Raw genomic sequence first — 20,545 nt, forward strand, 5'->3', positions numbered from 1 at the left:
ATCATCCGTGCCACCACGTAATTCCACTGAGGACTAGTAGTACTAGCTGCGTACGGCGGCGATCCGGAGCGTGTTGCGGCGCGGGAACGGTGCCGGCTCGATGCCGATCTCGGCCATCTGGCCGCGATAGATCTCATAGCGCCGCTTGGCCTCGCCATGCCGGCCGGCGGCCACCAGGGCGCCGATCAGGCCGAGGTGCGCTTCCTCGTCGAAGGTGTCCCTTTCCAAGGCACGCAAGCGATAACGCGCCGCGCGGTCGTATTCGCCGGCGTTTTCGGCGAGACCGGCCAGCAGGCGTACGAGCTCGAGATAGCGCGCTTTCGCTTCCTCGCGCAGTGGCACGGCCCAGTCCTGATACGGGTCTTCCTCAAGGAAATCGCCGCTGTAGGTGGCCTCGGCCAGGGCCAGCGCACGCGGTGCGTCGGCGCTGCGCCGCTCGTACTCGGTCTGCGCCTTCGCCGCGATGGCAAGGAAAACCTCGACGTCGACGGCCAGGTTGCGCAACTCGATCGCGTATTTGTCGGTGCCGACGAAATGGTCTGGCGGATATCGCCGGTCGGGGTCGAGCACCGTACGGATCGTCGACAGCGCAACGGAAAGCCGGTTGGCGCACCGGGTCGGATCGTCGTCCGGCCACAGAATGTCCATCAGCGACTCACGCGGAGTCGGCCGGCCGCGCCGCGCCACCAACAGCTTGAACAGGTCGCGCGCTTTCTTCGACCGCCATTCCTCCGCACCAACCAGCTGGCCGTCGCGCAGCAGGCCGAAGCCGCCGAGCGTACGCACCTCCAGTGAGTTCGGCGCCGGGATCGGTACGAAGCGCAGCAGGCCGGCCGCGGCCTCGGCGGCCGGATGCACGCCGTACTGCCGCAAAGCCGCGGTCGCCGCCTCCAGGACCGGCGCCGGCGCCTCGGTCAGCCGCGCGACCGCGACACCGACGCGTGCCGCGCCGATCAGCTGGCCGGTCGCGGCCCAGATGTCGGCGGCCTGGTGCAGCAGCCGCAGCTGCTCGGCCGGCTGGTCGGCGAGCGCGGCGGCCCGCAGCTCCAGCAGCCGCGCGAGTCCGCCGCGGTCAGCGCCGATGCCGACACCGGCGCTGGCCGCGGCGACCGCCTCGGACAGGCGTCGCCGATCCCCCCGGGACAGCGCCACCCATCCGGCGACGATCTGTGCGCGTACGCGCACCGAGCCCTCGGACGCCGCGACCGCCTGCTCGGCCAGCGACGCCGCGGCCTCCGGGTCGTCGGCCAGCCGCACCTGCGCCAGGCCGGTCAGCGCGACGCCGTGCAGCTCCTGGTCACCGGACTCGGCGGCGATGTCGGCCGCCTCCTGGTACGCGGCGGCGGCGAGCGCCAGGTCGCCGTGCTCGCGATAGACCTCGCCGAGACCGACCAGCGGCCGCGCGCTCGCGCCGGGACCACCGCGTTGATAGCCGGCGCGCGCCGCCTGGAAGTCGGCGGCGGCCTCGTCGAGCCGGCCGAGCGCGAGCTTGGCGGTGCCGCGGTGGCAGTGCGTGAAGAGCACCATGTTGCGGTCGCGGCTGCGCTCCGCCGACGACACCGCCACGTCGAGCTGCGCCAAGCCAGGCCGTATGTCGCCGCGGGTGATCAGCGTCCGCGCGTAGTTGGTGTGCGCGAAGATCATGTGCATCGCGTTGTTGCTCAGCGCGGCGGCCTCGATCGCCGCCTCGTGGTGCGCGTCGGTGTCGATGCCGTTGAGCAACCCCATCACGCTGTACGAGTCGGCCAGCGCACCTGGGTTGCCGGAAGCCTGCGCCACTCGCAACGCGCGCGCTGCGATGTCGCGACTGGCCGGATGCTCGTTGCGGACCCAGTGCGAGTACGCGGTCCACGCCAGCACCAGCGCCTCGTCCGCACTCGCCGGGCCGGCCGTACCGACCGCGGTCACCTGCTCGCAGATCGCCAGCGCGCGGTTTGGCTCGCCGAGGAAGTGATAGAGCGCGGCCAGCCGCCAACCGAACCGCGGCTCGACCGCGCCGGCGATGTCGATGCCGCGATAGAAGCAGCGCAGCGCGCCGCTCCAGTCGCCGAGGCAGAAGCGCGCCTGGCCTTCGACGCGCGCGGTGTCGGCCGTACGGGCCCACGGCGGCAGCTGGCCGAAGGCCTCCAGGATGACGGTCGCCGCGCCGCCATGCAGCAGCCGCGACGCGTTTTCGCAGATGAACGAGGCCGTCATGGCCTGGTCACCCAACGCGCGTACGCACCGCAGCGCCTCTTTGGTGTCGTCGTTGCGCAGATACCAGGCGGCGGCCTGCTGGTGCAGGATCGACCACTCCTCGGCGGGCAGCGGCGCGGTCGCGCGTACGGCGTCGCGCGCGAGCGGACTGACCGCGAAGGTGCCGTCGTCCTGCCGCCACAACAACGCGCCGGCGCGCGCCAGCCGGTCGAGGTGGTCGCCGCCGAGGACGAGGCCGACGCTCGAGCAGAGGTCGGCGGTGACCTTACGCAGGGGTGCGAGGCGCCGTACGAACTCGGCGACGTCGTCGGGCTGGCCGCGGAAGACCTCGTCGGACACATAGCCGAACAGCGGACCGCCGGGATGGCCGAGCCGGTCGATCTCGTCGGCGCGCGTCTCCGCGGAGCGGTCCGCCAGCCACCGCGCGGCGAGTACGGTCGCGGCCGGCCAGCCGCCGGTGACCGCCTGCAGCCGGTCGGCCAGGTCGTCGGCCGCGGGCTCGCCGAGCGCGGTGGACAGCAGAGCGTGCGTCTCGGCGGCGGTGAAGGCCAGCGCGAGGCCGTCCAGCTCCAGCAGCTCGCCGCGACCGCGCTGCCGCTCGACCGAGAACGGTGGCTGGTGCCGCGAGGACAGCACGACGTGCAGGCTGGCCGGCGCGTACCGGCAGATCGCCTCGACCAGCCGCGCGGCGTCGCCGTCGGCCGGCAGCTCGTGCAGGTCGTCGAGGATCAGCACGAGGTCGTCGGACTGCCGGGACAGCGGACCGAGCAGCGCGGCGGCGATGTCGTCGATCGGCTGGTCGAGGCCGGGGACCGGGGTGAGCAGCTGCTCGGACAGGTTGTGGACGAAGGTGGCGAGGACGGCGTCCTTGCGGCTCAGCGCGTAGCGGCAGTGCGGGACCCGGCCGGCCCAGCTGGTCAGCAGTGAGGTCTTGCCATAGCCGGCGTCGGCGACCAGGATCGTCAGCCGCCGGTCGGTCACCTCGGCCAGCCGGCGCACCAGCGACGGACGGTCGACCCAGCCGGGGCCGCCGCGCGTCGCCGTCTTCACCACCTGCAACGAACCGGTCACACGTCCATCCATCCGTCGGTCGATGGCCGCCTCGAATTGGTCTGGACCCGAGATGCGGCCGACTAACAGGGTGCTGGTTGGACCACCTTCGGAGCATCGGGGAAGGTACGTATGTTCCTGCCGGCTACGTGCTACGTATGTCCGTATGGACGTTGTCTCGGACCGTTCGGCTGAGTGACGTTCGCTGATCGGTCGGTCTTTCGCTGACCTTCGGCCCTACGCGGGCTCCGGCGGACGCGGGTCGAGCCGGATGCAGTCGTGGATGAAGCCGAGCAGTTCCTCGTCGTCGCAGAAGGTGCCGATCCGGCCGGACCGTACGTGCTCCACCACGCCGTGCACCTCTGCCGGGATCGGCCGGTCGACCGCATCGCCAGGCTCACCGGGCACCCAGACGCGCACCACGAAGGTCTGCATGCCGAACGGTAAAACGGCGGTGGGCCCGCAGGCTCTATCCGCGGCCCGGGTCTGCCCTTTCGGTCCCCGCCTTCTGGACGTACCAACCGAGATTTTCCAGTGCCAGCCTCAGCTGTTGCGCCGGATCGCCGTCGTGGTAACCGCGTTCGGCCGGCTCGATGTTGTCCAGGAAACGTTGGTACGTGCCGGCCGCGACGACGTGGCCGATGACCCGCATGCCGGCCAGCGCGCGCAGTGGCTCGCAACCGGGCCGGTGCGTACGCCAGGCCTCGGCCCACGCCGCCAGCACCGGCTCGCGCTGTGCCTCGGGCAGCCAGCCGGTCAGCCGGAGGATGTCGGAGGCCGGATTGCCGGCGTAGCTGTCGGCCCAGTCCAGGATCGCGTGGTGCACCCCGTCCGACCGCCAGTTGCCGGGATGGAAGTCGCCGTGGACGAGCGTGGTCGGCAGGCCGGCCGCGTCGACCTCCTCGATCAGCCGTGGCAGGTGCTCGAGCAGCTCATCCGGCGCGTTTCGCAGCGGATCCGGCCGTGGCAGCGCGGGGTCGGTGATCTTCGCCTGTACGGCGACCCAGCGGCGTACGACCTCGCAGGCGATCTCCGTCGAGACCGTGAAGCAGTCTTCGCCGGGGAGGTGTTCCAGCAGCGTACGGTGCCGGTCGACGTCGGCCTTGCGGATCCGTGGGACCAGGTCGGGGTCGTGGCCGGCGACCGACTCGATGATCGCCGCCTCGGAGTTGCCGAACGCCGGTGTCGCCTTGGCCCACAGCTGGCCGGTGGTTGTGTGCAGGTGGAAGACACAGGAAAGGTTCCAGCTTTTGACCTGGATCGGCGGCTCGGTCAGCTCCACACCGTCGGTGGCCCAGGCGAGCAGGTCGTGGACGCCGGCCACGGTGGCCCACGGCGTACGCAGAGGATGCGGCCGCACGACGTCGTCCCACTCCGGTCGCGGCGTTGTGTCGAGGTTGTGCGGCCATGTCAGCGCCTCCACGTGGTAGGTGACCTCGCCGCCGTGCATCGAGCGGCCTTTCGGCGCGTCGATGATGCGAACGACGACCGTGCGCGCGCGTGTGAGCTCGTCCAGTGCCGCGGTGACCGACCGCGTCTCGCTCCACCACGGCTCGGCCACCGGCACCGGTCCGGCCATGCCGGCGAAGTCGCCGCGATGGCTCACGTACGCGCGCACCGTTCGCTTGTCCATCGCGCCAGGATCGGTCCGGTGGGCCGTCGCGGCAACGCTTTTTCCTGCACCTTAGGGCAACCGCGAGGTGCCGTGCTGGCTCTACCCTGGGCCGGTGGCTGAGCGGTTGGTCGCCGATCGTTACCTGATCAGGACGGCGATCGGACAGGGTGGCATGGGTCGGGTCTGGCGTGCCTACGACCGGACGCTCGACCGCGAGGTGGCGCTCAAAGAGGTGCTGGTGCCGTTTGGCATGTCCGAACGGGCGAAGGCCGACATGACCACCCGGATGCTGCGTGAGGCGCGGCTCGGCGCTCGGCTGCGGCATCCGGCGATCGTGCGCGTCCACGACGTACTCACCGCCGACGACCATCCGTGGATCGTCATGGAGCTGATCGACGGCCGCAGCCTGGAGGACCTGATCCTGTCCACCGGCGCGCTGGCGCCGGAGCGCGTCGCGGCGATCGGGCTGAGCCTGCTCGGCGCTCTGCGAGCCGCGCACCGGGCCGGTGTCATCCATCGCGATGTCAAGCCGGCCAACGTACTCGTCGAGGACGACGACAGCGTCGCGCTGACCGACTTCGGCATCGCGTACGAGATGGACCAGGCCTCGATGACCGCGACCGGCACGATGATCGGCTCGCCGCAGTACATGGCGCCCGAGCGCGTACGCGGTGACGCGCCGGGACCGGCGAGCGACCTGTTTTCCTTGGGTGGCACGCTTTATGCGGCCGTCGAGGGGCGTGCGCCGTTTGAACGTACCGGCCAGTTGGCGACCCTGGCGGCGGTGCTGAACGATCCGCCGGACGCCTTTGACAAAGCCGGTCCACTGCGGCCGATTCTGGCCGGGTTGCTGGACAAGGACCCGGCTTCGCGGCCGTCCGCCGAGGAAGTCGAGGACGCGTTGCGAAGCGTGGTGGAGATCGCCGCCGCGCCGACGACCGGTGATTTGTCCGGACCACCGCCCGCTGCTCCGCCTGTCGGAGAACCGCCTGTCGAAACGCGGCCTGCGGAAGCACCGCCTGTCTCTGAGCCTCCTGTCGCTGAGCCGGCTGTTGCCGAATCGCCAGCTGTGCCGCCGGATTCGGTCGCAGTGGATACGGTGTCCGCGCCTATCGCGGCGGCCGTTCCGGACGTACCGCCGCCTTTGCCTTCTGTCACGCCAAAACGCGGCCGGCGCCGGATTTTGCTGTTGGTCGCCGCGGCCGTCGCGGTGGTTCTGGTCGCTGTCGGCGGCACTTTCGCGTATCTCCAGCTGAGCCGAAAGCCGTTCTACAACGGCATCGCGGCCGGCCGGCCGTTGACGAAACCGAGCGAAGGTTTCGTCAAGGTCCAAACGCCGGACGGCACCGTCGAGCTCGGCGAGATCGCCACGTTCGGCCGCGCGGTCGCGCAGATTCCGGTCGGTTGGAAACTGGTCGGCGAGTCGCGGGACGACCGGTGGGGGCCAGGCCTGTCGCCGCCTGACTCGCTGGACGTGGTGCTCAAGCTCCGAGCCGAGGAAGGCCCCCACCTCGCCGTGCCGATCGAGCGGCTGCGGATCGAGCGGAAATACGCGCAGGCCAACCTGGCCGGCTATCACGAGGTCGTTTTCAAAGCAGTCAACGAGTTTTCCGGCGACTCCGCGCCTGCCGCCCAGTGGAGTTACACCTGGGACGACAACGGCGTGCGGCGTCGCGTGATGGCGCTCGTACGCCAACGCGACCAGGACCTGTACATCTTCTCGATGGCCAATCCGGCTTCGGATGACTACGGCTGGTTTTTCATCGAAATCCTCGGCCACACGACGTTCGGCTAGGGCGTGTCTCTCAATCCTCGTGACTTGCGGCGGATGTGGACGACCGCGCATGCCAGGAGTACGCCGCTGAGGTAGGTCATGGCGTATTTGTCGAAGCGGGTGGCGATAGCGCGCCATTGCTTGAGGCGGTTAGAGCCGCGTTCGACGGTGTTTCGCCGGGCGTCGGCTTTGGGATCGAAAGCCGGCGGTCGTCCGCCTGCTGATCCGTTAGCTTTGTGGCGCTTGATTTGGTCGCTGCGCAGCCAGGTCGGCCACGCCGCTGAGCATCACCACGCCGGCACGCAGCAGTTCATACTTCATGCCACCTTTCTGGTTGGGTGAGGAGCGCGGTGCCGGCGTTCCAGCGGCCGCGCGTGATCGACGAACATCACCACCGTCAGGACACCGGCGACACTCGGGCGTCTCGTGCGGAGTGCGATGTAGCCGGTCCAGTCCCGTTTAGCCTCGATCCGTGGATCGAGGCTTAGACAAACCCGATCAACGCAGGTCAGAGCACACTTTCCTCATTCCACCCGCCGCCACGAACCGCCCCGGTCCACGGATCGAGGCTAGGGTCATCGGATGACGGAAAGTATGTGTGCTGCTATCTGCTGCGCCGGCAGGTCCGAGCGCGACGGTTTGTTGGGCCCATCTAGTGGATACCGGTAAAAGGCACGGTAGGCGATGTTGACGATATCGCCACGCCGTGCTGCCGCGAGAACAATCTCAGAAGTTCCGTCCTGCTGAGCGGCTCGGACGCCGACGACCTCAATGGCCCAGTCACCCAGGTCAGAAACGGGCATCGCCTGGTCGGCAGCGTTGATCGTATGATTCGTGTCCACGAACACTTTACCGGATGCTCGGGCACAATCTTCCGCTTTGCAGTCGGCGCCGTCGCCGTATCGACCGAAACCGATCTCTATTGTCAGGAGTGATAGGTACTGGTTGCTGCTGCTGGGAGTTTCTGACGTCGAGATCTTGCACCCGGTCGAATTTACATTGAGCGTCGGGTCGGTAACCGACGGATACGGTGACGCTTTCGGGACATCTGGGCTGCCCAGCGGAAGGCCTGGGGCGATCGAGTCGATGTAACCCTGCCCTAGCAGATCGCACAGATTCTCTGACGGCAGCCGCGAGGCGGGCGAAGCACTGGGAACGAACGATGATGGCTTCCGGCCCGAGTTCGATGCCGCTGGCCCGCAAGCGCTCACCAACCCGAGTCCGGCAATCGCGGCGAGCGTGATCAGCAGCCAGTTCCCGAAACGCATAGGATGACAACAAACATCTGTACCGTTGGTCATGACATTCAATCTCCACATTGTGACCTGAACAGCGGGCGAGTACGGTCTCCCTTCCGCGACCGCGGCGGGAAGCCAGACCGTTAGATGAGGTTCACGGATCGCACTGGCGGGCTGACTGTCCCAGAGACGCGACTCCTCCTTCCATACCATCAGCTCATTCGCTCGGCAGGTGCCGGCCAGTGACCTGAGCCGAAAGCCTTCATTCCGGCAACCACACGGTATCCTAAGACGGCCAGCCAACGTGCCGAAATCCGGGCGAGGGGCATGAAACGCCCGCTAGGGACACGTCTGTAGGCTGACCGAAAGTTGGCTTTCGGCGTGCCAGTGCGAGAGCACGCCTCGCCCGGTCGATCAGCGGAGAAAAGCAGGCTGGTCATGGTGGCGACGAGTCGCGTGACCTTTGGGTTCACGCATTGAGTTGCTGCCGGCGGTCAGATCTCGGCCAGGCGGCGCGCGGCGCCACGAGGAGATTTGTCACTGACCGGCCAGTTGCACGGTGTGCGTTTCCGGGCACCCGCAGACGTGAGCGAATCGACGACCTGCAGATTGACCGGTAGCAGCGTGGCGCTTGTTGAGCAATTCGAACGTTAGAATCCGGCGCGAACATTGCAACGACCACGATCGCCGGCAGGCATCTCTGACGGATCCTTCATGATTTTTGCAAGACTAGTCGGTGTCGGAGAAGGAGTTGTCGGTTTCTGAGCGTGTGGAGCTGGAGAAGCTCCGTAGGGAGAATGCTCAGTTGCAGATGGATAACGCTTTCCTGAAAAAAGCGGCGGCCTGGTTCGCGAAGGGAAACAGGTGAAGTTCGAATCAGCGCGAATCAGGCCTACGAGAAAGCGTTTCCGGTGGACTGTATGTGCCGGATGCTCGGGGTGTCCCGGGCGGGTTACTACAGGTGGTGCAGCGTCGCCCGTCGCAGCGGGATCGGGACGACTCGGTGTTTGGAAACGAAGATCGCGGTGCTGTTAAAATGGTGTAAACAAAAGCGGGGAACCCTCCTGTTTTCTGTTTGGTGCGTTGGGTGGCTGCGTCGTCATTTTGTTGCGTTCGCGACGTGGTGGTTTTCGCCTGCGCGGCGGGCGACCTCAAGTGAGGGGGCGCCTTGATGGTGTCTGCTTGTGTGGGGGTGCGCCGACGGGAAGAACGAGCAAGCCAGCCACATTGAAAAGCAAACCCGTCGCAGTGGACGCCAAATGGTCTTGCTGTGGCGCTAAATGCGGGTCTTGTCTGTTTCTGGTGTGGTGGCCTGGCCTCCTTACGTGCGTCTGACGCACGTAAGGGTCCATGCGAACATCACGCCGGCGCCAAGCTGTTGCTGGGGTGACTATTGTGACTCACGATGCAGAAGAGGTGTCTCCGCGACGCAATACATGTTGATCATGATATGCAAAACGGACATATGGCAGCCAAGTGATGACCGTTAGGATCGTCCTGGTCGAGTGAGAGGACGTCCTGTGCAGAGTACGCGCGAGTTCCTGCGGTCGCTGGATCTTCCCGGCGGCGACCTGACCGACCTTCCCAGCAGCACCAAGCGTTTTCCGGACGGCGCCCAGTATCGCGTGGAGATCCCGAGCGTCGAGGGGCCGCGTGTGCTGGCCGCGGTGTTCGTCGAGGCGGATGCGCGCGGTGTGCTCGTACACCGGGTTTCGCAGGGCAGCGGCGGAATGTTGCAGACCGACGGCGAGCTGACCACGATGGCCAAGCTGGCCGCCGCGCGGCAGGTCGAGGTGAGTCTCTTCGCGCGGCCGCTGGCCGGCTGGGACACCGGCGCGGCCGCGTTGGCCGCCGGCGCCGGCAGCGTGGTCGCGCAGGCGCGCGGCGGCGAGCAACTGGTGCATGTGCTGGAGGACATCAAGCGTACGGCCGAATTCGGCATCCGCAGCGTGCTGGTGACCGACCTCGGCGTGCTGTCGGTCGCCGCCGCGATGCGCTCCGCCGGCGAGCTGCCGGCCGACCTGCGGTTCAAGATCAGCGTCCAGATGGGACTGTCCAACCCGGCCTCGATCCGGCTGGCCGAACGCACCGGCGCCGACACCTACAACGTCCCCACCGATCTCAGCCTCGCGCAGCTGGCCGCGATCCGGCAGGCGATCGACATCCCGCTGGATATCTACGTGGAGGCGCCGGACGACCAGGGCGGGTTCGTCCGGCATTTCGAGATCGCCGAGCTGGTACGGGTCGCGGCGCCGGTCTATCTCAAGTTTGGTTTGCGCAACTCGCCAAACATCTATCCGGCCGGCACGCATCTGGAGGCGACCGCGATCGCGTTGGCCAAGGAGCGCGTACGCCGCGCCGAGATCGGCCTGGGGTTGCTCCGCCGTTACGCACCGGAGGCGGTGACCTCGACGCTGCCGGCCAGCGACCTCGCGGTGCCGGTGGGATAGTCTTTGCCTGACAGCGCTGGAAATCGCGAGGAGCAGCATGCCGGACAGCAGCGCGGTTGAGCAGCTCGGCACCCTGATCGGCGGCCTTCAGGCGATCGACCTGACCCATCCGCTGCGGCCCGGGATGCCGAAATGGCCGACCCACGCGTCGTACGAACACGAGCTGGTCGAGTGCTACACCAAGGGTGACGCGGCGCGGCATTTTCGGCTCGCGCTCAGTGAACACTCCGGGACGCATCTGGACGCGCCGGCGCATTTCGTGGCCGACGCGGCGAGCATTCTCGACCATCCGCTGGACACGCTCTTCGGCCGTGCGGCGAGGATCGAGGCCACCGACGTGCCGGCCGGCAAGGAGCTCGACCGCGACCGGATTCGCCAGTGGGAACAGGAAAACGGCCGGCTCGACGTGGACGACGCGGTGCTGGTCAGGTTTGGCTGGGACGAGCGCTGGCCGGCCGGTGGCGACTTCGCGCAGTGGCCGGCGCTTTCGTTGCCGGCGGCCGAATATCTGGTCGACGTGGGCGTACGGCTGGTGGCCACCGACGCGTGCTCGCCGGACCTTCCCGGATCGGACAACCCGGTGCACCACAAGCTGCTCGGAAACGGTGTGCTGATCGGCGAGAACTTCTGCCGGCTCGGCGAGCTGCCGGCCTGGTCATATCTGATCACCCTGCCGCTGCCGATCCACGACGGCTCCGGCTCGCCGGTCCGTGCGATCGCTTTCGCGTAGTTTTGGTGAAACCAGTGTTTTGGTGAGATCAGCGGGAAAAGATGCGCTCGCTGGTCGGGGGGTCCAGCGAGCGCGAGTCACAGGTTACATTGTTGCGAAGCGTTTAGCAACTTTCGCGGGGATGCGCTACCTTCTGGTATAGACCAAGTCAGCGATCCCGGAGGTTTGTCGCAGTGGCCACCCAGGCAGAACGTTCCGCCGCGAGCCGGCAGCGTCTTCTCGACGCGGCCGTGGCACTGCTCGCCGAAAAAGGCGTGCAGGCCACCTCGGTGGCCGAGATCGGCGCTCGCGCTGGGATGAGCCGTGCCGCGGTCAACTTCCATTTCGGCTCGAAAGACGCGCTGCTGGCCGCGGTCGTGGCTCGGGTGATCGAGGAATGGGAACGCGCGGTCCTGCAACCGGAGCTCAAAGAGGTCGAGGACTTCGCCGGTGCCATGCGTGCGGCGCTGACCGCGCATCGCAAGATGGTCACCGAGGCGACCACCACATATCGCGTCTATTACGTGCTGCTGCTGGAATCGCTCGGACCGTCGCCGCAGCTGCGCATCGAGTTTGTCAGGCTGCGCAGGAAGTTTCGTACGTCCTTTGTGGAGGGCCTGCGCGCCGCCGGCGTCACCGAGGAGTCCGGTGTCGACCTGGAGGGGATGGCCGCCTGGTTCGTCGGGTCCTTGCGCGGCATCGCTCAGCAATATCTGCTCGAGCCGGACGAGGTCGACCTCAACGCGGCGCACGACGAGTTGCTGGAGGCCATCCGCGCTCGGGTGGTGGAGGCGCAGCTCAAGTCGCGTCAGGCTGTCGCCACCTGACGATCCGCAACGCGAGCCGCGGACAGGCCGCGACCGCCTGGTGTGCCTGGTTTTCCAGCTCTGCCGGCACAGTTGGCCGCGCCGTGCCGTCGCGCGGCAGCGGATAGCCCCACTCGTCCCGGTCGAGCACCTCACCGAGCAGCTCGGTGCAGGTGCCGCGACCGTCGCAGCGGATCCAGTCGATGTGCAGCCGGGCCGCGCTCATGGCTGCCTCTGCACCGGGATCCGTGGCGGGTACGCGGAACACCGGCCGACCAGGTGTAGCTCGATCTCCTTTTCGAAAACGCGCAAACTACTGTGCACCAACCGTGCCGTGCCGTCCGGATGATGGCATGCGCCGCGCCCGGTGACGAGCGCGGAGAGCCGGTCGATTCGGCCGACCAGGTCGCCGTGCCGATAGCCGTTTGCCAGCAGTTCCACGGCATCCGCCAGCGCGGGCAGGCCGTTCAGACACGGACCGCATTGTTTTGCCGCTTCCTCAGCCAGATATCGTACGATCCGCGCGACTTCACGCAACGCGCACACCGACATCGGCAATGCGGTCAGTACGCCGGCGCCGACCGAGGCGCCAAACCGGCGCAAAGAGGCGTTGCACAATGGCGTCTGGCGTGCCGTCGCCATCGGCAGCCAGCCGCCGTGACATCCGCCGACGAGCACTGCCTGCAGCGGCACCTTCGGCCTGGTCGCGTCGACAACCTCAATGAGCGGTGTGCCGTACGGTATTTCGTAAACGCCGGGCGATGCCAGCGGACCGGTGATCGTCGCGAGAAACGTCCCCGGCTCTGCCGGCGTGCCGAGCCGCCGGAACCAGGCCGGTCCGTGCCGCGCGATCAGCGCCAGGTGTGCCAGTGTTTCGACATTATGCACCAGCATCCCGGGCGTGAGCCGGCCGGTTGGCAACGCTGGTCGCCCGGAAATCTTCGCGATGGCGGCGGTTTCCTGGCCGGCGAGGTAGCGATCAGGTGACGTCACAAGGCGTACGCGATGGCGATCGACCTCTTTTCGCTCAGCGATGGCGGTTTTGAGGTTGTCGGCGGCTGCCGGCGCATACAGGTATGCCTTCTGCGCACCGACCGCCTCGGCGGCCAGCTGGAGGCCGTCGAGCACGAGGTGCGGTGCGCGGCGGAGCAGGAAAAGATCCTTGCCGCTGCCCGGCTCGCCTTCGGCGGCATTGCCGATCACCACCGGACGCTCGCCGGTGGCGGCCGCGGCGAGCTTGCGCCAGGCCGGAAATCCGGCACCACCGTGGCCGACCAGTCCGGCCGACTCGATCGCCGGGATCAGCCGGCCGATGCCACCTTGCCACGGCAGCGGTCCGTTGCGCCGAACGTGTTCGGCGAGATTTTCCGCGCCAGCGGTCAACAACCGCCGCGTCGGCATGGTCGTCGTCATCACCGGCTCACCTTTCGCCGGCCGAGCTGAGAAATCTCGGCAAATCCTGGGTCGAGTCGCCACACCACGGCAGCCACCACGACCAGCCCGCACAGCAGCACACAGCCGATCATCCAGAGCTGACCGGCATCGCTGCCGGAGCCGATCGCGTGCACTGCCGCCAACGGCCACATCGCATACGACAGCCAGTGCAGGATTTTCCACGCACGCGGACCGATCCGGCGTCGCAGCAGGCTGGTGGCGGTGACCGCGACGGCCAGGTCGAAGGCGACCACGCCGAAACCGGTCCACAGTGGACGATAGGTCGAGGCGAACGGCAGGATCACGTCGGCGATCCGCAGCTGTGCGTACGGATCGAAGAACAGCGATCCAATGTGGACGGCCAAAAACGCGAGGCCGAGCAGGCTGACGTTGCGGTGCAGCGCGGAAACCGCAAACCGTGGCAGCCCGGCCAGCTGCCGACCGGATCTGGTCGCGATGCCGAGCGCCAGCGCGATCGTGAACAGGCCAAGCGTCACCAGGCCGGTCGCGCGGCCGGCATACCAGAGCGCTTCGGTCATGTCGGCCAGCCGTTCAGCGTCAGCACACTGGCATCCGGTCGTACGAGACGGCTTGGCAAACGCCGTTCGCGCAGCCAGCGCGCAGCCCCGCGACCGCGTACGAGCGCGCAGGTGGAGGCCACGTTCGCGGCGTAACACGTGTTTGCCACCACCGAAACACTGCTCCACACCCGCTCCGCCGGCTGGCTGGTGCGCGGATCGATGATGTGGTGCAAAACGCGGCCGTCGCGGCTCCACTGTCGGCTGCGCGTGCTCGATGTCGCCATCGCCGCGCCGGCCGGGATGCGTACGGTGCAGGCCGGGTCGTCCGGCCGGTCCCGCACGAAGATCTGCCATCCGTCTGGCCGCGGACCGGCGGTCGCGAGGTCGCCGCCGAGGCTGACGAGCGCGCCGGTGCCGGTCCGTGCGGCGACAGTTTCCGCGCATCGATCGGCGGCGATCGCCTTCGCCGTCGCGCCGAGGTCGAGCACGACGCCGGGCGGGATGGTCAACCGGCGGCCCGTGAGGCGTACGCGGCGCCAGCCAGGTGCCTGTTGGACGACCACGTGTACGGTCGCGCCGCCGTCGGTGACCAGGTCGAAGTCGCGGTCATAGCCGAGGTCGGCGAGCGCGCCGCCGACCGTCGGCGACACGTCACCACCGGTCGTACGCGCCGCCTCCAGCGCGGCCGCCAGGATCTCGGCCAGCAGCGGACTGATCGTCACCGTCTGGCCGCCGCGGTGCGCGCGCATCAGCTCCGAGTCGGCCCGAAACCGGCTGCACGCTCGGTCGATCTCGGCCAGCTCGGCGGTGACGATCGCGCGCGCCGCCGGCAGAGCCGCCGCGTCGGTGACGACCAGCCGCGCGGTCGTACTCCACACCGGCCACTCGGCCACCTCCGGCCCGCTGACCAGCGTTTTCATGTCACGACCCGGACGACTGCGCGTGCGACTGGCTGTCGGCGTTGCCGCTCGACACAGCCGGGGTCGTGGTTTGTCGCGCAGTGGCGCTCGCCGCGATGCCGAGAGCGATCGCGCTCGATGCGCCGAGGCTGACGGCCAGGATCGCCGCGGTCGCGCCATAGAGCCGGCGCCGGCCGGTCCGTCGTGTCGCTGTCCAGTCGCTCGCCGATCCCATCGCCGTCCCACCTTTCTCCGGGTGCTTCCAGAGTCCGTGCGCCGGCTGTGGGTCAGCTGTGCGGCCGGTTACCCGCACCTGTGCGCTAGGGCCTGTCTCCATACTCCGCGGAGCGATAGCCGAGCCGCTGTCACATCACGACGTTTGGATCTCGACTCTCATCCCCCCGGAATATGCAGACAGGCCCCAGTGTCCCGAGTCAGAAATTCGTCACTTATCTCGGCGCCCAGACGGCGACTGAGCGCACCGGAAAGGCGCCCGAATACGCCCGGTATGAGGGCGCTTTTCCGGCACACTCAGTCACCGCCTGGATCCCCGAGCTGAGCAACGAATTTCAGACTCGGGACACTAGTCGACCGGCACGATCCTGGCTTCGGTGAGCGCGCCGTTTTCGATCTCCAGCACGCCAAACGTGCCGACCGGTTGGCGGCGGCGGTCGGTCGGCGAACCGGGGTTGAAGATGCGTACGCCGTCGCCGGACCGGTCCAGCGGGATGTGCGAGTGGCCGAACACGACCAGGTCAGCGGACGGAAAGCGGTGGCGCATCCGGGCCGTACGCCCGGTCGCCTGGCCGCTGTCGTGGATCATCGCCACCGCGAGTCCGTCGAGGTCCAGCTCCAGCGTCTCCGGCGCACCCCAGGCGACCACGTCCGGGCCGTCGTTGTTGCCGGCGACGACGTGCACCGGCGCGTACGCGGCGAGCTCGTCGAGGACCGACGGCACGCACACGTCTCCGGCGTGCAGGACCAGGTCGGCGGCCCGCAGGTGCTCGGCGAGCCGCGGCGGGCAGGACTTCCAGCGCCGCGGAGCGTGCGTGTCGGAGACGACGACAACCCTCACGCCAATGAGTCTCTCAGGCGCCGAAGGTGATGACCTTGTCCGGCACCACCCGGACGATGACGCGCAGCAGTTCGGCCGGCTCGTACGGCGGGTCGGCGTCGACGTACTTGTGCGACAGCTCGCGCGGCAGCGTCTTGTCCGGGTCGTCGGTCAGCTCGGCCCTGCCGCGGATTTCCACGTATCGGTAAGGGTTTTCCGGATCGAAGACGGACAGGCTGAGCCGCGGGTCGCGGCGCAGGTTGCGAGCCTTCTGCCGGTCGGCTCTGGTCGAGAAGAGCACGCTGTCGCCGTCGCGTTTCACCCACATCACCGACGTTTGCGGGCTTCCGTCGGCGTTGAGGGTGGCTATGGTGGCAAAGTTCTTGCCGTCGAGCAGTTTTCTGGCCAATGCGTCCATGTCCATCATGATCGGCGTACCCGCGTGGTCGGGGAAGAAGGCACATTGCTGTGACACCGGAACACCGGTGTTCCACTGGTAAATTGTCTGCATGACGGCTCGGCTGGGTGAGATGCGTGAGCTGGTGCGTGAGGCGCTTTTCCTGCGCGATCATCCCGATCCGCCGAGCCGGTCCTTCGCCGCCGAGCCGGGGACCACGGTCCATCTGCTGCTCAGAGGCCGGCCAGCCAACGTCGCTTTCTGGAAGGCGGTGCTGGCCGAGATCCGCCGCGACGACCTCGGCGGGCCGCGCGTCCGCGTCTACCGCAACGCCACCCGGCTCGGCGTCGTGCCGTATGTGTTGCCGCGTACGCGTCCGGGTCTGCGACTGCTCGGCAACCTGTGGGACGTGCCGGCCCCGCCGTACTTCGACGCGCACGTGATCCCGCATTTCGACGGCATGATCGAGCTGTGCTACCAAAAATCGGCCGATCCGGCCGCGTTGGATCTCGCCGACCGGGTGCGCACGGTGTGCGCTGAGCTGTCGACGTTCGAATGCGACCGCCGATACACGATCGTGCCGAGTTCGGGGACCACCCAGCGGTCGGTTTTTCTCACGGTTTTGTCGCGTACGCCGTGGAACCGTACGCGAGCCGAGGCGCAGCGATACTGGATCGGCAAGCACGCGCCGCTGGTTTTCGACAACGCCGACCACACCAACATGTGCGGCTATGAGCAGGTGCACACGACCCTCGGCGGCAGTTCGTTCGACAACGCCTACGAAGGCGTCGCCTACATCGAGTTTCGGCGGCTGGCCGATTTCCTTTCGCAGAGCGTACGGCTGGACACGTTGCGGTTCAACAACACGCTGATCGTCGACGAGATGAACATGACGATCAACTCCGAGATCCACCTGTTTCGCCGCTACGACCTGAGCTGAGGTCGTGTCGCCGAGTCAGCGGAAGGCGGCGATGCCGGTCACCGACTGGCCGAGGCTGAGCGCGTGCATTTCCTCGGTGCCCTCGTACGTCAGCACGGTCTCCAGGTTGGCCATGTGCCGCATCACCGGATATTCCAGCGAAATCCCGTTGGCGCCGAGCATCGACCGGGCCGTCCGCGCCACGTCCAGCGCCGACCGTACGTTGGCCATCTTGCCGAAGCTGACGTGATTGTGGTGCAGTTTTCCGTTGTCCTTCAACACACCGATCCGATGCGCGACCAGGCCGGAGCGGTTGACCTCGACCACCAGGTCGGCGAGTTTACGTTGCGTCAGCTGGAAACTGGCCAGCGGCTTGCCAAACTGCTCACGTGACAACACGTAGTCCAGCGCCGCCAGATAGCACGAGCGAGCGGCGCCGACGACGCCGTAGAGAATGCCATATCGCGCCTCGTTGAGGCAGCTGAGCGGCCCGCGAAGTCCACGTACGTCAGGAAAAACGGCCGACTCCGGCACGCGTACGCCGTCCAGCACCAGCTCGGCGGTCAGCGACGCGCGCAGCGACAGCTTGTGGTGCACCTCGTTGGCGCTGAAGCCAGGAGTGGCGGTCGGTATGACGAAACCGCGGATTCCTTCGTCGGTCTGGGCCCAGACCACCGCGACATCGGCGACCGTGCCGTTGGTGATCCACATTTTGGCGCCGTCGAGGATCCAGTCGGAGCCGTCGCGACGTGCGCGCGTGCGCATGCTGCCCGGGTCGCTGCCGGCATCTGGCTCAGTGAGGCCAAAACAGCCGAGCAGCTCGCCAGTGGCCATCGACGGCAGCCACTGCTGGCGCTGCTCCTCCGTCCCCCAGCGGTGGATCGCGAACATCGCCAGCGATCCCTGCACGGACACGAAACTGCGCAAGCCCGAGTCGACCGCCTCCAGCTCGCGGCAGGCGATGCCGTACGCGACCGCGCTGGTGCCGGCGCAGCCGTAACCCTCCAGGTGCATGCCGAGCAGGCCGAGTTGCCCGAACCCCTTGGCCAGCTGCTTGGCCGGCAGCGTGCCGGACTCGTACCACTCGGCGACGTTCGGCTCCAGCTCGGCGGCCGCGTACGACCGGACCGCGTCGCGGATGTCGCGTTCCTCGCCGGTCAGCTCGCTGTCCAGGTCGAGAAAGTCCGCGCGGTCCGGTGTCACGAGTGCCTCCTTCGGAGCAGTGTCACCTCACGTTATGCGACCGGCGAGCGGTCGTCAGTGGTCAGGCCCAGTGAAAATGGCAACCCTCTCGTGATAGCTTTTGAGAAAGCTTTCTTATGAGAGGAATTCGAGATGCTCCTGCTTCGCAACGGCTGTGTGATCGACACCGAGCCGGAGGTAACTGTCCGTCGCGAGACCGACGTGCTGATCGACGGCGACCGGATCGCCGCCGTCGGCCCCAACCTGACCGCGGACGCCGAGGTCATCGACGTGACCGGCCGCATCGTGCTGCCGGGACTCGTGGACGCGCATCGGCACACCTGGCAGGCGCTGCTACGCAGCGTGGCGACCGACATCGACCTGATGGACTATCTCGACCTCGTCGGCCACCGGCTGGCCGCGCGGTTCACGCCGGCGGACGTACGGCTCGGCACGCTCGCCGGTGCGCTGGAATGCCTCGATGCCGGCATCACGACCCTGCAGGACTACTCGCACATCCAGCGCTCGCCGGAGCACACGGACGCGGCGCTGGACGCGCTGCGGGCGTCCGGAATCCGTGCGGTGTTCGCGTACGGCTATCCGGTCACCGCACCTGAGCTGCGTCGGCCCCGGGAGGTCCGGCGGATCCGCGACCAGCACAAAGACGGTTTGGTGACACTCGCGCTCGGACCGCTCGGCCTGGGGTACGGGCCGATGGCGGACGTTCTCGACGACTGGCGGCTGGCCGCCGAGCTCGGGCTGCGCATCTTCGTCCACACCGGCGCGAGGATGGTCTCGCGACCGATCGAGGCGCTGCGGGAGGCCGGCCTGCTGACCGCCGACACGACGTACGTCCACGCCAACTCGCTCGACGACGGCGATGTCGACCTGATCGCCGACTCCGGCGGCGCGGTCGCGATCACGCCGGCGGTGGAGGCGCGGATGGGCCACGGCGAGCCGACGGTCGGCCGGCTCCGGGAGCGCGGCATCACCACGGGCCTCGGCGTGGACGTGGTCACCAGCGTCGCCGGCGATCTGTTCTCGGTCCTGCGGGCGACCCTGTTGACCAGCCAGTTTGGCCGCGGGCCGCGGGTGTCGCCGGCCGAAGTCTTGCGGATGGCGACAATCGACGGCGCCGCCGCGGTCGGCCTGGAGCGACAAATCGGGTCGTTGCGGACGGGCAAGCAGGCCGACATCGCGGTGGTCGACGCGCGCGCTGTCAACCTGGCCGGCGCGGTCCAGCACGATCCGGTCGGTGCCGTGGTCACCGCCGCGCATCCGGGCAACGTGGAGTTTGTGCTGGTCGGAGGTCGTTTCGTCAAGCGCGAGGGGCGGCTTGTCGACGCGCGTACGGCCGAGGTCGGCGAGGCAGTGGAGGTGGCGGCAAGGCGGCTGGCGGGCTAGTGCTCTCCCCACTTCGTGCCACCTGTTGGGCCAGAAGGAGCGGACCGCGCCGGCGTTGGGCATTGTTAGGTCATGCCCGGCGGGGAGCTGGGAGTCGGATAAGAAGGAGTGATCGACGATGAGCAACTTTGTTGGTCTGACTCAGGCGAACGCGCTGGGCCAGGGTGGCGAAAAGCAGGGCCACAACGCGCAGACCCTGCAAGGCAAGCTGAACGCACTGATCGACCTCATGTCCAAGGACAAGGACGCGATCCAGGGAAACGGACTGGTCAAGTTCCAGCTGGCCAAGAACGAGCTGCTGCAGCGGTTCGGCGAGCTCACGCAGTGGGTCAACCAGCACGGCATCAAGCTGTCCGAGGCGCAGTCCGGTGTGAACCAGACCGACCAGCAGGCCTCCGACGGCATGTCCACCGCGGCGTCCGGCCTCTCGGCCCTGGCCGCGAACCCCAACCGGTAGATCCACTTTTCCGAGACGACAACCTGAGAGCGAGGACAGTGTCATGAGTGGTCAGTACGAGGTCGGTGGCAACGTCGGTCACCTGCAGAGCCTGGCAGCCGAGCAGCAGGGCTACCTGAACCAGTTCAACCAGATTCTTGGCGAGATCAACAACGCGGCGCAGAGCACGCTGTCGCAGTGGGACGGTGCCGCCAAGGACGGCTACTCGCAGGGGCACCGCGAGTACGACCAGCACTACCAGGCCGTACAGGCCGCGTTCAACAAGCTCAACTCCGCAACGTCCGACGCGGCGAGCCAGTACAGCGCGCTGATCGGCAAGATGAACAACCTGTTCCCCGGCTAGACGCACCTCGCCAGACTCGCCTCTCAGCCAGAACGAGCAATCCCACCAGATCCGTAACGGATCTCCCCGAGTAGACGGTGGAGTGGTCGCCCCAACC

20 protein-coding genes and 1 pseudogene are annotated in these 20,545 nt (G+C 67.6%); 8 read left to right on the forward strand and 13 right to left on the reverse strand.

Annotation, left to right across the window (positions count from 1 at the left end):
• Positions 1-42 precede the first annotated feature (42 nt).
• From GNX95_RS17210 to GNX95_RS17220, 3 genes are all read right to left on the reverse strand, one after another.
• A complete protein-coding gene (locus tag GNX95_RS17210) occupies positions 43-3,267 on the reverse strand; it encodes an AfsR/SARP family transcriptional regulator (RefSeq protein WP_163508424.1) in 3,225 nt (1,074 codons plus the stop codon).
• A 216-nt stretch (positions 3,268-3,483) separates the two neighbouring features.
• A complete protein-coding gene (locus GNX95_RS17215) occupies positions 3,484-3,681 on the reverse strand; it encodes a hypothetical protein (protein WP_163508425.1) in 198 nt (65 codons plus the stop codon).
• 34 nt (positions 3,682-3,715) lie between these two features.
• Entirely contained in the window at positions 3,716-4,879 is a 1,164-nt protein-coding gene (locus tag GNX95_RS17220) for an aminoglycoside phosphotransferase family protein (protein WP_163508426.1), read from the reverse strand.
• Positions 4,880-4,973: 94 nt separating this feature from the next.
• Between GNX95_RS17220 and GNX95_RS17225 the strand changes: the two genes are divergently transcribed.
• Positions 4,974-6,656 (forward strand): serine/threonine-protein kinase, encoded by a 1,683-nt coding sequence (locus GNX95_RS17225; protein WP_163508427.1) that lies wholly within the window; start codon positions 4,974-4,976, stop codon positions 6,654-6,656.
• Here GNX95_RS17225 and GNX95_RS17230 read toward each other — a convergent pair.
• Positions 6,653-6,895 (reverse strand): annotated as a pseudogene (locus GNX95_RS17230) (IS5 family transposase); the annotation flags it as partial. The gene GNX95_RS17225 and the pseudogene GNX95_RS17230 overlap by 4 nt on opposite strands.
• A gap of 315 nt (positions 6,896-7,210) precedes the next feature.
• Positions 7,211-7,936 carry a hypothetical protein gene (locus tag GNX95_RS17235; RefSeq protein ID WP_163508428.1) on the reverse strand — a complete coding sequence of 242 codons (726 nt, stop codon included), beginning with the start codon at positions 7,934-7,936 and terminating at the stop codon, positions 7,211-7,213.
• Between the two features lie 1,457 nt (positions 7,937-9,393).
• Between GNX95_RS17235 and GNX95_RS17240 the strand changes: the two genes are divergently transcribed.
• The 3 genes from GNX95_RS17240 (at position 9,394) to GNX95_RS17250 (ending at position 11,859) form a co-directional block, all read left to right on the forward strand.
• On the forward strand, positions 9,394-10,323 hold the full coding sequence (locus tag GNX95_RS17240) for a U32 family peptidase (protein ID WP_163508429.1): 930 nt from the start codon (positions 9,394-9,396) through the stop codon (positions 10,321-10,323).
• Positions 10,324-10,360: 37 nt separating this feature from the next.
• Positions 10,361-11,053 carry a cyclase family protein gene (locus tag GNX95_RS17245; protein ID WP_163508430.1) on the forward strand — a complete coding sequence of 231 codons (693 nt, stop codon included), beginning with the start codon at positions 10,361-10,363 and terminating at the stop codon, positions 11,051-11,053.
• A 173-nt stretch (positions 11,054-11,226) separates the two neighbouring features.
• The gene (locus GNX95_RS17250) at positions 11,227-11,859 is read left to right on the forward strand and encodes a TetR/AcrR family transcriptional regulator (protein WP_163508431.1); all 633 of its coding nucleotides are present in this window, start codon (positions 11,227-11,229) and stop codon (positions 11,857-11,859) included.
• Here the strand turns inward: GNX95_RS17250 and GNX95_RS17255 are convergent.
• From GNX95_RS17255 to GNX95_RS17285, 7 genes are all read right to left on the reverse strand, one after another.
• Positions 11,831-12,064, reverse strand: a complete 234-nt coding sequence (locus GNX95_RS17255; RefSeq protein ID WP_163508432.1) for a ferredoxin — start codon at positions 12,062-12,064, stop codon at positions 11,831-11,833. The two genes, GNX95_RS17250 and GNX95_RS17255, sit on opposite strands and share 29 nt — an antisense overlap.
• On the reverse strand, positions 12,061-13,251 hold the full coding sequence (locus GNX95_RS17260) for an NADH-ubiquinone oxidoreductase-F iron-sulfur binding region domain-containing protein (RefSeq protein ID WP_163510084.1): 1,191 nt from the start codon (positions 13,249-13,251) through the stop codon (positions 12,061-12,063). The genes GNX95_RS17255 and GNX95_RS17260 overlap by 4 nt, the downstream gene beginning before the upstream one ends.
• Positions 13,251-13,811 (reverse strand): ferric reductase-like transmembrane domain-containing protein, encoded by a 561-nt coding sequence (locus tag GNX95_RS17265; protein WP_163508433.1) that lies wholly within the window; start codon positions 13,809-13,811, stop codon positions 13,251-13,253. The genes GNX95_RS17260 and GNX95_RS17265 overlap by 1 nt, the downstream gene beginning before the upstream one ends.
• Positions 13,808-14,713: an FAD:protein FMN transferase gene (locus GNX95_RS17270; protein ID WP_163508434.1), complete on the reverse strand. Its 906-nt coding sequence runs from the start codon at positions 14,711-14,713 to the stop codon at positions 13,808-13,810. Before GNX95_RS17270 ends, GNX95_RS17265 begins: the two co-directional genes overlap by 4 nt.
• Before the next feature lies 1 nt (position 14,714).
• Positions 14,715-14,927, reverse strand: coding sequence for a hypothetical protein (locus GNX95_RS17275; protein WP_163508435.1), 213 nt, complete (start codon positions 14,925-14,927; stop codon positions 14,715-14,717).
• Between the two features lie 348 nt (positions 14,928-15,275).
• Positions 15,276-15,767, reverse strand: a complete 492-nt coding sequence (locus GNX95_RS17280; RefSeq protein WP_163508436.1) for a metallophosphoesterase family protein — start codon at positions 15,765-15,767, stop codon at positions 15,276-15,278.
• A 13-nt stretch (positions 15,768-15,780) separates the two neighbouring features.
• Complete coding sequence (locus GNX95_RS17285; protein WP_246281666.1) at positions 15,781-16,257, reverse strand: PPOX class F420-dependent oxidoreductase; 477 nt, start codon at positions 16,255-16,257, stop codon at positions 15,781-15,783.
• Between GNX95_RS17285 and GNX95_RS17290 the strand changes: the two genes are divergently transcribed.
• The gene (locus tag GNX95_RS17290) at positions 16,256-17,083 is read left to right on the forward strand and encodes a hypothetical protein (RefSeq protein WP_163508437.1); all 828 of its coding nucleotides are present in this window, start codon (positions 16,256-16,258) and stop codon (positions 17,081-17,083) included. The two genes, GNX95_RS17285 and GNX95_RS17290, sit on opposite strands and share 2 nt — an antisense overlap.
• Positions 17,084-17,098: 15 nt before the next feature.
• Here GNX95_RS17290 and GNX95_RS17295 read toward each other — a convergent pair whose 3' ends face one another.
• Entirely contained in the window at positions 17,099-18,265 is a 1,167-nt protein-coding gene (locus GNX95_RS17295; protein WP_163508438.1) for an acyl-CoA dehydrogenase family protein, read from the reverse strand.
• Positions 18,266-18,397: 132 nt separating this feature from the next.
• Between GNX95_RS17295 and GNX95_RS17300 the strand changes: the two genes are divergently transcribed.
• The 3 genes from GNX95_RS17300 to GNX95_RS17310 all read left to right on the forward strand — a co-directional run bounded on the left by GNX95_RS17300 (position 18,398) and on the right by GNX95_RS17310 (position 20,448).
• On the forward strand, positions 18,398-19,648 hold the full coding sequence (locus GNX95_RS17300) for an amidohydrolase family protein (protein WP_163508439.1): 1,251 nt from the start codon (positions 18,398-18,400) through the stop codon (positions 19,646-19,648).
• 118 nt (positions 19,649-19,766) lie between these two features.
• On the forward strand, positions 19,767-20,105 hold the full coding sequence (locus tag GNX95_RS17305; protein ID WP_222853725.1) for a hypothetical protein: 339 nt from the start codon (positions 19,767-19,769) through the stop codon (positions 20,103-20,105).
• A 43-nt stretch (positions 20,106-20,148) separates the two neighbouring features.
• Complete coding sequence (locus tag GNX95_RS17310; RefSeq protein ID WP_163508440.1) at positions 20,149-20,448, forward strand: WXG100 family type VII secretion target; 300 nt, start codon at positions 20,149-20,151, stop codon at positions 20,446-20,448.
• Positions 20,449-20,545 lie beyond the last annotated feature (97 nt).

The sequence above is a fragment of the Fodinicola acaciae genome (assembly GCF_010993745.1).
Classification (GTDB): Bacteria; Actinomycetota; Actinomycetes; order Mycobacteriales; family HKI-0501; genus Fodinicola; species Fodinicola acaciae.